We start from the raw sequence: 10,736 nt of genomic DNA, 5'->3' as shown, positions 1-10,736 counted from the left end.
CGCGAGCTGACAGATCTAGCGTTGTGGCTTTGACCCATTCCCGATTCCCGACTCCCCATTCCCGGCGCGATCCAGCGCCAGGTTCAGCGCCAGCACATTCACCCGCGGCTGCCCGAGCAGGCCGAACTGTGGCGATTCGGTGGCGGCCTGGACCAGCGCGGCGACCCGTTGCTCCGGCCAGCCGCGCGCGGTGGCGACGCGGCGCAGTTGCACCTGCACCGCGGCCGGGCTCAGGTGTGGGTCCAGGCCACTGCCAGACTGGGTCAGCAATTCGCCGGGAACTGCCTCCGGCGCGATGCGGTCGCGTGCCGCCACCTCGGCGCGCGTGGCGGCGATGCGGGTCTGCAGGTCTGGATTGGAACGCGCCTGGTTGCTGCCGGCCGCCGCGGTCGGGTCGTACTTGGCGGCCGAGGGGCGTGGCTGGAAGTAGCGCGCATCGGCAAACGGCTGGGCCACCAGGGCCGAGCCGACCACACGCGCGTCATCGCGCAGCAGCGAGCCGTGTGCCTGCACCGGGAACAGCGCGCCGGTGATGCCGGTGGCGACCAGCGAATAGCTCAGGCCCAGACCCAGCAGGATGAACAGCGCCAGCATCACTGCCCCGCGCAGGGCGCCGTCGTCGCACAACGGCAGCGCAGCGGGTGTACCGGTTTTCGAAGAAATCGTCATGACTCAGTTCCCCAGGGTGGCGACAAGCGCCAGGTCGATCAGCTTGATGGCGGCAAACGGCAGCAACACGCCGCCCACGCCGTACATCAGCATGTTCCGGCGCAGCAGGGCCGTGGCGCTGGATGGACGAAAGCGCACGCCGCGCAAGGCCAGCGGGATCAATGCCGGGATGATCAACGCATTGAAGATCAAGGCCGCCAGCACCGCATGCCGCGGGTTGGACAACTGCATCACGTTGAGCGCGGCCATCGACGGAATCGCCGCGGCAAACAACGCCGGCAGGATCGCGAAATACTTGGACACGTCGTTGGCCAGCGAGAACGTGGTCAGCGCACCGCGCGTGATCAGCTGCTGCTTGCCCACTTCGACCACCGCCAGCAGCTTGGCCGGATCCGAATCCAGGTCCACCATGTTGCCGGCCTCCTTGGCCGCCTGCGTCCCGGAGTTCATTGCCAGGCCCACGTCGGCCTGGGCCAGCGCCGGCGCATCGTTGGTGCCGTCGCCCACCATCGCCACCAGCCGCCCGCCGGCCTGCTCGGCGCGGATGCGGGCCAGCTTGTCTTCCGGGCGCGCCTGGGCGATGTAGTCGTCCACGCCGGCTTCGGCGGCAATCGCGGCGGCGGTGAGCGGGTTGTCGCCGGTGATCATCACCGTCTTGATGCCCATCGCACGCAGCTGCGCGAACTTCTCCTTGATGCCTTGCTTGACCACGTCGCTCAGCTCGACAACGCCCAGCACATGCCGGCCTTCGGCCACCACCAGCGGTGTGGCGCCGCCGCGTGCGACTTCTTCGATACGTCCCTGCAATTCCGGTGACACCGTCGCGCCCATGCCCTGCACATACGCCACGATCGAATCGCCAGCGCCCTTGCGGATGCTGCGCCCGGCCAGATCCACGCCGGACATGCGGGTTTGCGCGGTGAAGGCGATGAAATGCGCGCCCTCCGGCTCGACAGCCACGGCACCCTGCTGGCGCGCCAGCTTGACGATGGACTTGCCTTCCGGCGTCGGGTCGGCCAGCGAGGCGAGCATGGCCGCATCGCGCAGTTGCGCACGGTCGATACCGGCCAGCGGATGGAACGCGGTGGCCTGGCGGTCGCCGTAGGTGATGGTGCCGGTCTTGTCGAGCAACAGCACGTCCACGTCGCCGGCCACTTCCACCGCCTTGCCGGATTTGGCCAGCACATTGGCCGACAGCGCGCGGTTCATGCCGGCGATGCCGATGGCCGGCAACAGCCCGCCGATGGTGGTTGGAATCAGGCATACCAGCAGCGCGATCAACAACAGCGGATCCAGCATGACCCCGACGAAACCGGCAATTGCCGGCAACGAGGCGACCACGATCAGGAAGGTCAGCGTCATCGCCGCCAGCAACAAGGTAAGCGCGATTTCGTTCGGCGTCTTCTGCCGGTTGGCGCCTTCCACCAGGGCGATCATGCGATCGAGAAAACTCTGCCCCGGTTCGGCGGTGACCTTGAACACGATCTCGTCGGAAAGCACGCGCGTACCGCCGATCACGCCACTGCGATCGGTGCCGGCCTCGCGCAGCACCGGTGCCGATTCGCCGGTCACCGCCGCTTCGTTGATCGTTGCAACACCGCGCACGATTTCGCCATCGGCCGGGACGAACTCGCCTTCGGACACCATCACGTAGTCGCCCGGGCGCAGCTCGGCCGCCGGCACGCGGGTCTCGCGGCCGCCGAGTGCGGTTTCCACCCGGCGCGCGACCAGATCCTTGCGCGCACGGCGCAGCGATGCGGCCTGTCCACGCCCGCGCGCTTCGGCGATGGCCTCGGCAAAGTTGCCGAACAGCACGGTCACGAACAGGATCGCCGTCACCGCCCAGCCGAACCCGGCATTGCCATGCCCGCTGGCGGTGATCACCGCCGCCAGCACCGTGCCGCCCATCACCACCGCCATCACCGGGCTGCGCAGCAGATGCCGCGGCGCCAACTTGCGGAAGGCTGCGCGCATCGCCGCCACCAGCACGGCGGCGTCGAACAACGCTGCGTCACCGCGCTCGCGTTTTTCAGTCGTATCGATCGTAGACATTGCTCAAACTCTCAGGACGCCGCCAGGGCGAGGTGTTCAGCGATAGGACCCAGCACCAGCGCGGGCATGAATTGCAGCACGGTGAGCACCAGCACGATCGCCATCAGGGTCAGCGCGAAGGTCGGTGTTTCGACCTGCAGGCTGCCGGCCGATTCGGGCGCACGCCGCTTCACCGCCATGCGCGCGGCCACCATCAGCGGCAGGATCAACGCGGGGTAGCGGCCCAATGCCAGCACCACCGAGCAACTCAGGTTCCACCAGTACGTGGCATCGCCCAGCCCCTCGAAACCGGAGCCATTGTTGGCAAAGGCCGAGGTGTACTCGTAGAACACCTGGCTGATCGCGTGGAAGCCGGGATTGGAATTGGCCGTCAATGCAGGCACCGCCAGTGCCACCGCGGTGAAGCCCAGCACCACCAACGGCTGCAGCAGGATCAGCAGCGCAAGCAGCTGCACCTCGCGCGCTTCGATCTTGCGGCCGAACAGCTCCGGCGTGCGCCCGGTCATCAAACCGGCCAGAAACACGCTCAGCAGCAGATACACCACGAACTGCTGCAAACCGCAGCCGACGCCGCCCCAGATCGCGTTGATCAGCATGTCCACCAGCGTGACCAGGCCGCTCAACGGCGCCAGCGAATCGTGCATCGCGTTGACCGAGCCGTTGGAGGTCTGCGTGGTCAACGCCGCCCATAACGCGGACGCATCCGCGCCGATGCGCACCTCCTTGCCTTCCATCAGGGCAGGCGAGCTGGCGCTGGCCGAATGCGCTTCGGACCACAGCAACAGTGCGGTGGACGCGGCCGACATCGTCAGCATGGTGCCCAATACCAGGGCGGTGAGACGTTTGCGCCCGGTCAGGTAGCCGACCATGAACACCACGCTCATCGGCAACAGCACCAGCGCCAGCGTCTCCAGCAGATTGCTCAGCGGCGTGGGATTTTCCAGCGCCACCGAACTGTTGGGGCCGTACCAGCCGCCGCCATTGGTGCCAAGCTGCTTGACCGCGACCATCGCCGCAACCGGCCCGACCGGTATGGTCTGCTTGGGCATGCCGGCACTGCTGTCCAGCGGTGCGGCAGTGGCCGCACCCTGCAACGTGGAGGGCACGCCCTGCCAGCCAAGCAGCACCGTCCACAGCAGGCACAACGGCAGCAGGACGCGCACGCTGGCGCGGATCACATCGGCCCAGTAATTGCCGACATCCGCGTCCGGCAGGTCCTCCACGCCGGAACCCGACGGCTGCCGTCCCTGGCGCGGCATGCCCAGCTCCGGCTCGTCCGGCCCAGCCGCCAGCGACTTGGCGCCCGCCGCCGCATGAGGCAGCAGCGAGGCATCGGACACCGTTGCGGCACCTCGCCCACCGAACAATGCACGCAAGGTCGCCACCGCCAACGCCAGGCCCATCATCGGCGTCACCACCTGCAGGCCGACGATGCCGGTCATCTGCGCCAGATACGACAACTGCGCCTGGCCCGAGTAATGCTGCTGGTTGGTGTTGGTGACGAACGACACCATGGTGTGCAACGCGGTATCCCAGCGCATGTTCGGGACGGCGTCCGGGTTGAACGGCAGCCACGCCTGGGTCATGAACACCGCCCAGGTCAGCAGGCCGACCACCAGGTTGCTGAGCAAAAACGCCACTGCATAGCCGCGCCACGACATGCCCTGCTGCGGGCGGGTGCCGAGCAGTGCATACAGCGGCCGTTCGATCCAGCCGAACAGCGCATCGCCACGCATCGGGGCGCCGCGCATCACCGCCGCCAGATAGCGGCCAAGCGGCCAGGCCAGCACAATGGCCAGCGCATAGACAAGGAGAGTTTCAATCATTGGAGCGCACTCGCATCAGAAGTCTTCGGGGCGCAGGACCACGTACAACAGGTACGCAGCGGCAACGAGCACGGCCACGCCGCACAACAGGGACAACCAGGCAGGCATGTCGGCTACTCCCCGAGACGCGCGCAACGCGGCGCGATGGAGACGGTGTGCGGCGGCGCATGCAGCATCTGCGGGCCGACGAGGCAAAGCGCTGCCGCACCGCACGCGCAGCGGCGATGGAGCAGACAGGTCAAGGGATGCATCGGAATCGTCCAGGGCGGAACCGCTCCGCCAACCTGCGCAGTGTCTTCCCCGGCTACGTAAAGTCGCTATGGACCTGCGACAGCCCTCGCGTAAATTCCGCATAAATGCTGCGCAGCGACGGTGTGCAGTCGGGTATCCCGACCATGCAGCCGTTCCAGGCAACCACGACTTCTGGCTCATCCACACCCTCCGGCGCCAACTCAGGACGACCAGCTTTTGAGTCAGGGGCGTTATGAAGCTGTAGCAACGCTCTGCCGGTCGAGGGCGCGGCGCTCATCTGAAAAGCTGTCTGTCGTGCGGTGTGCATCAGACCCGGAGCCGATGCTTCAATGATCGAACAAGGCGCATCCAGCACCGCTCTACCATGCACACCGACCAACTCGATAGGTCCTTGCCCGCCCATCGTCGCGGGACCTTACGCGGCATGGATGCCGCGTAAGAGCCTACAGGGACGTACTTGCGGCGTGTCCCGCGATGGTGGGCGGGCAAGGGCCCCGCAGCAAACTCGCAGCATCGAGGGCGCGGCGCCCTCACCGCTTGCGGGACACGCCGTGAACCCGTCCCTGGGGGCTCGGTGGCGGCATCCATGCCGCCACACGGTCCCGCAACCGGCAAGGACACCGCACCAGACAAGTGGTCGGCGCTCATCTAAAAAAGCTGTCTCTCATGCGGTGTGCATCAGACCTGTAGCCGATGCTTCAATGATCGAACAAGGCGCATCCAGCACTGCTCTTCCATGCACACCGACCAACTCGATAGGTCCTTGCCCGCCCACCGTCGCGGGACCTTACGCGGCATGGATGCCGCGTAAGAGCCTACATGGACGTACTTGCGGCGTGTCCTGCGATGGTGGGCGGGCAAGGGCCCCGCAGCAAACTCGCAGCATCGAGGGCGCGGCGCCCTCACCGCTTGCGGGACACGCCGTAAACCCATCCTGGGGCCTCGGTGGCGGCATCCATGCCGCCACACGGTCCCGCAACCGGCAAGGACACCGCACTAGGCAGTTGCTCGGCGCTCATCTGAAAAGCTGTCTCTCGTGCGGTGTGCATCAGACCTGGAGCCGATGCTTCATGGTGGAACAAGGCGCATCCAGCACTGCTCTTAGCCATGCACACCGACTATCTGGACTGGTCCTTGCCCGCCCACCGTCGCGGGACCTTACACGGCATGGATGCCGTGTAAGAGCCTACATGGACGTACTTGCGGCGTGTCCTGCGATGGTGGGCTGGCAAGGGCCCTGCAGCAAACTCACAGCGTCGAGGGGGCGCGGCGCCCTACCACTCGCGGAACAGGCAGCAACTCCGCAGTTGAAGACTCCCACATATGCGGCCTGTCAACGGAACGCTCACTGCCGCTGCACTAACGTGCCGGCGTCATCCATCAGAGTCCTTGCACATGCCTGTCAGCTACTCGATCAGCCTGCCCGACCCCAAGCTCGCCCGTGGCGGCGATGCGAGCGTGAGCTTCACCGCCCATGGTGCCGAGGCCTTTGCCGAACAGTTGCAGGCCGCCTTGCGTGATCCGGCCTGGTTCGATCGCTGGCGCCTGCTGCAGGCCGACCCGGATGCGGTGGACCCCAGCCTGGGCGTCACCGATCCCTCGGCGACGGTGACCGGCAAGCAGGGCGACCTGCGGATCGACCTGGTCGCCACCACCAGCATCCCCGGCGACCTGCTCAAGCAGCGCATGCAGGCCCTGGCCGGACACCACTGGGAACTGCGCGACGTGCGTTGACTCTATTGCCGCCGTGCGTACAGCGCGGCGGCATTTCGCTCAGGTCGGTGCACTGTGTGCCACCCGCCGCGGCCAGCGCCATTTCAGATTCACCGCCAGCGTGCCAACCACGATCAGCGCCAGGCCCAACCACTGCACCGGCACCAATGCGTGGCCGTAGAGCAGATAGTCCAGCAATAGCGTCACCAGCGGATACACGAACGCCAGCACCGCGATCGTGGCCACATGCAGATGGCGATAGGACGAATAGAACAGCACATAGACGATGCCGCTGTGGATCACGCCCAGGCCCACCAGCCACAGCCAATGCAGGCCCGGATGCAATGCCGCGCCGCTGGAAAACCCGGCCAGCAGGAACGTGCCGACCCAGCACTGCACGGTCACCACCGCCAGCGGCCGTTCACGGCTGATGCGACGCGACATCAGCAACGAGGCGCCGCACAGTAACGCTGCCAACAGCGTGAGCGCAATGCCGATCAGGTAGCCACGATCGGCCGCCTGCCACAAGCGTGCCGGATCTGCCGAGCAGGCCACGCCGACGAATGCCAGCAGCGTCCAGCCCAGATCGGCACGCCGCGTGCGCTCGCCCTGCAACAATGCGGCCAGGAGCAGCATCACGAACGGGAACACGTGGTAGACCATGGTCGCCACGCCGATCGACGAGCGCGCCATCCCCGCGAACAATGCCACCCAGTTCAACACCAGCAGCACGCCGCTGATGGTGGCATCACGCAACAGCGCACGCTCGCGCCACAGTCCTCGCAGCTGCCCACCGATCACCCCGCATACGCTGAGAAACAGCGCGCCGAACAGGCAGCGATAGAACACCGCCGTCACCGGATCCTGCCCGCTTTCGTGCACGAATACGCCGACCGATCCGATCAACACTTCGGCAACCAGCAATTGCCAGATCGCACGTCGCCCAGCGCCGGCCGATGCCGCTTGCACATACACGGGCGTGCTCATGGCGTAATGGTTCCCTGCAGATACTGGACGGCACTGCCGCGCACGTAGACGTGCTGCGGTACGACCCGGCACTGCAGTTGGCCGCCCCGCGCAAGGCCCTGCAGCGCAGTGAGCCACGTGCTGACCAGCCGCTGTGCCCAGCGTGGTGCATGCGCAGCATCGATCGATTGGGTGAGCGGCCCCTCGCCAACGCCATCGGAAGGGCAGAAATAGCGGGCAACAGCAAACGCAGCAAGCAGCACGGCCAACCTCACAGAAGGGAACACACACCCGACGTACTCACCGGGCACGCCCAGTCTGCAACGTGCCACACGACCATGACAGATTCAGATACGCTGCAAATCGACCAATACAGATGGGAGGCGCCCGCGGATGCTGCTGTATGAATCGCTGGCCACGCAGCTGCGGCAGCAGATCGAAGGCGGCACTCTGCGTGCCGGCGAGCGCCTGCCCTCGATCCGGCAACTGGCCGCCAACCACGGCATCAGCACCGCCACCGCCGTGCAGGCCTGCCTGCAACTCGAACGCGAAGGCCGCGTGCAGGCGCGCCCGCGCTCGGGCTACTTCGTGCGCAGCACGGCGTCTGCATTACCGGCCACAGCCCCCCTCCCGCGTCGGCGCAAACCGGGCATGGTCGACAACCCGGCCTTGCAGCGCGTGCTCCAAACCCTGGCGCGTACCGACCTGGTGCCGCTGCACACCGCCACGCCCGCGCCTGCGCTGTTGCCCACCGCGCACCTGGCCGCAGCCCTGGCGCGGCAGTTGCGTCGCCAGCGCACGGCTGCGTTGGATTACGCACCGCCGCAGGGCCACGCCGCACTGCGCCGCCAGATCGCACAGCGGTATGCACACTGCGCAACCACCGTCGATGCCGACGAAGTGGTGATCACCGCCGGCGCGATGGAAGCGATCAGCCTTGCGCTGCGCACGCTCACCGCGCCAGGCGATGTGGTGCTGGTCGAAACACCCACTTATCACGGCATACTGCAGGCGGTGGCTGCACTGCGCCTCAAGGTGCTGGAGGTACCCAATCGCCCCGGTCACGGTATCGATGTCGCACGTGTGGATGCGCTGCTGCAGCGCACCCCGGTGCGTGCGGCAGTGCTGATCCCCAACTTCAACAATCCAAACGGCAGCCTCACTCCCGACAGCGCCAAGCGCGCATTGCTCGACAGCTGCGCCCGCCATGGCACGGTGGTGATCGAAGACGACATCTATGGCGAACTGGATTGGTCGGGCCAGCGCCCGCGCCCGCTGCGCCACTTCGACACCCATGCCAACGTGATCACCTGCGGCTCGTTCTCCAAGGTGCTGTCGCCCGGCTTGCGTGTGGGCTGGTTGCTCGGTGGCGACTGGACCGACGCCCTGGTACGCGCCAAGTACTTTTCCACTGTCGGCAGCGCCAGCCTGCCGCAACTGGCACTGGCTGATTATCTGGCGCAACACGATCTGGAACGGCACCTGCGCAAGCTGCGCCGCACCCTGGCCGACAACGGGCAGCGGCTGCGCGATGCGATCGTGCGGCATTGGCCGCAGGACACACGCGTGGGCGACCCGGCCGGCGGGTTATCGCTATGGCTGCAATTACCCGACGCCGGCAGCGGCCAGGCCCTGTTCGAAGCCGCGCTGGCAGAACGCATCGGCACCTCGCCCGGCCATCTGTACTCCAGCCGTGGCGACTACGCAGATCACCTGCGCCTGACCTGTGGCCAGCCGTGGAGCGATACGCTGGAGCGCGCGATGCGGCGGCTGGGCAAGCTTGCGGCGCAGGTGGCGCGTTAGCCGTTCTTGGTGGTTCGCATCAACTTGCGCGCTGGCTGGACGCGCGGTCATCCAGGCAACGTCGTCATGCCCTGCTTGCACCATGCACAGCGACCATCCTGGCTGGTCCTTGCCCGCCCACCGTTGCGGGACCTTACGCGGCATGGATGCCGCGTAAGAGCCTACACGGACGTACTTGCGGCGTGTCCCGCGAGGGTGGGCGGGCAAGGGCCCCGCCGCCACGCGCAGATCGGCTGCTCTACAAGGCCAGCTACCCGCTCCACCGGGCGTCGCCCGTCCCTCATCCGCCAGTGAGCCCGTACCCCCATCCGCCCCTGCGGGGCACCTTCTCCCGAGGGGAGAAGGGAGCCAGGCCGCACGTCAGCCGTTTTACCAGCTGGCCTCCCCTCCGCCGGGCTTCGGCCCTCCCCTCATCCGCCCCTGCGGGGCTCCTTCTCTCGGGGGGGAGAAGGGAGTTCAGCTCGACACCTTACTCATGCCACGGCGCGCGCAATACGGCAGCGCGGCAACGCAACGCGATGCGCACCACCGCCATGCGCGGTCTCATGGCACGCAGCACCACCCGCTTGCCCAAAACGATCAACCACGCAACGCCGCGGCATGGTGTGCGATGTGCTCGCCGATAAAGCTGGCGATGAAGTAATAGCTGTGGTCGTAACCGGGCTGCAGCCGCACCGTGACCGGATAACCGGCGGCCTTGGCGGCCTGTTCAAACAGCGACGTCTTCAGCTGGTTTTCGAGGAATTCATCGCCATCGCCCTGGTCGATCAACAACGGCAGGCGCTCCTGTGCCTGTGCGATCAGCGCAGTGGCGTCGTACGCTTTCCACGCTGCGCGGTCCGGCCCCAGATACTGGCCAAACGCTTTCTCGCCCCATGGCACCAGGCTGGGCGCGACGATCGGCGAGAACGCCGACACGCTGCGATAGCGGCCCGGATTCTTCAATGCGATGGTCAGGGCGCCATGGCCGCCCATCGAGTGGCCGCTGATCGCGCGCGCACCGGTGGTGGCAAAGTGCGCTTCGATCAACGCCGGCAATTCGTTCACCACATAGTCGTACATGCGGTAATGCGCCGCCCACGGTTGCTCGGTGGCATCGACGTAGAAGCCGGCGCCCTTGCCGATGTCGTAGCCGTCCGCGTCGGCCACATCGTCGCCACGCGGGCTGGTGTCGGGGGCGACCAGGATCACGCCATGCTCGGCCGCGTACCGCTGCGCGCCGGCCTTGCTGATGAAGTTCTGTTCGGTGCAGGTCAGGCCGCTGAGCCAGTACAGCACCGGTAGCGGGCCATCGGCGGCCTGTGGCGGCAGATAGACACCCACCTGCATGCTGCAGTTCAAGCTCTGCGATTGATGCCGATAGACATCTTGCCAGCCGCCGAAGCAGGCATGGTGTTCGATACGTTCCATGAGATTCCTTCGATAAGAACCTGCGGCCGGCATGCGTGCCGGCCG

8 protein-coding genes and 1 pseudogene are annotated in these 10,736 nt (G+C 66.6%); 2 read left to right on the top strand and 7 right to left on the bottom strand.

All coding sequences use genetic code 11. The features are described from left to right. Positions 1-15: 15 nt before the first annotated feature. From kdpC to EO174_RS17030, 4 genes are read right to left on the bottom strand one after another with little or no spacing between them, the layout of a single operon-like run. A complete protein-coding gene (gene kdpC, locus EO174_RS17045; RefSeq protein ID WP_126946138.1) occupies positions 16-669 on the bottom strand; it encodes a potassium-transporting ATPase subunit KdpC in 654 nt (217 codons plus the stop codon). Between the two features lie 3 nt (positions 670-672). After that, a complete protein-coding gene (gene kdpB / locus EO174_RS17040) occupies positions 673-2,721 on the bottom strand; it encodes a potassium-transporting ATPase subunit KdpB (protein ID WP_126946135.1) in 2,049 nt (682 codons plus the stop codon). An 11-nt stretch (positions 2,722-2,732) separates the two neighbouring features. Then, a complete protein-coding gene (gene kdpA, locus EO174_RS17035; RefSeq protein ID WP_126946132.1) occupies positions 2,733-4,547 on the bottom strand; it encodes a potassium-transporting ATPase subunit KdpA in 1,815 nt (604 codons plus the stop codon). 15 nt (positions 4,548-4,562) lie between these two features. Next, positions 4,563-4,655 (bottom strand): potassium-transporting ATPase subunit F, encoded by a 93-nt coding sequence (locus EO174_RS17030; RefSeq protein WP_006452907.1) that lies wholly within the window; start codon positions 4,653-4,655, stop codon positions 4,563-4,565. Positions 4,656-6,194: 1,539 nt separating this feature from the next. Between EO174_RS17030 and EO174_RS17015 the strand changes: the two genes are divergently transcribed. Continuing rightward, positions 6,195-6,533: a hypothetical protein gene (locus EO174_RS17015; protein ID WP_161960113.1), complete on the top strand. Its 339-nt coding sequence runs from the start codon at positions 6,195-6,197 to the stop codon at positions 6,531-6,533. Between the two features lie 39 nt (positions 6,534-6,572). On the opposite strand, the gene EO174_RS17010 is transcribed toward EO174_RS17015, so the two are convergent. Both EO174_RS17010 and EO174_RS17005 read right to left on the bottom strand, forming a co-directional pair. Further along, entirely contained in the window at positions 6,573-7,499 is a 927-nt protein-coding gene (locus EO174_RS17010) for a DMT family transporter (protein WP_126946129.1), read from the bottom strand. After that, positions 7,496-7,714: pseudogene (locus EO174_RS17005) on the bottom strand (phenazine biosynthesis protein PhzF); the annotation flags it as partial. The gene EO174_RS17010 and the pseudogene EO174_RS17005, both read right to left, overlap by 4 nt. Before the next feature lie 157 nt (positions 7,715-7,871). On the opposite strand from EO174_RS17005, the gene EO174_RS17000 reads away from it, so the two are divergent. After that, positions 7,872-9,281, top strand: a complete 1,410-nt coding sequence (locus EO174_RS17000; RefSeq protein WP_126946123.1) for a PLP-dependent aminotransferase family protein — start codon at positions 7,872-7,874, stop codon at positions 9,279-9,281. Positions 9,282-9,860: 579 nt separating this feature from the next. On the opposite strand, the gene fghA is transcribed toward EO174_RS17000, so the two are convergent. Then, complete coding sequence (fghA, locus tag EO174_RS16995; RefSeq protein WP_104585996.1) at positions 9,861-10,691, bottom strand: S-formylglutathione hydrolase; 831 nt, start codon at positions 10,689-10,691, stop codon at positions 9,861-9,863. Positions 10,692-10,736: the final 45 nt, after the last annotated feature.

The sequence above is a fragment of the Xanthomonas sp. BRIP62418 genome (assembly GCF_003993495.1).
Lineage (GTDB): Bacteria > Pseudomonadota > Gammaproteobacteria > Xanthomonadales > Xanthomonadaceae > Xanthomonas > Xanthomonas euroxanthea.
This window is presented reverse-complemented; position numbering and strand designations above follow the sequence as displayed.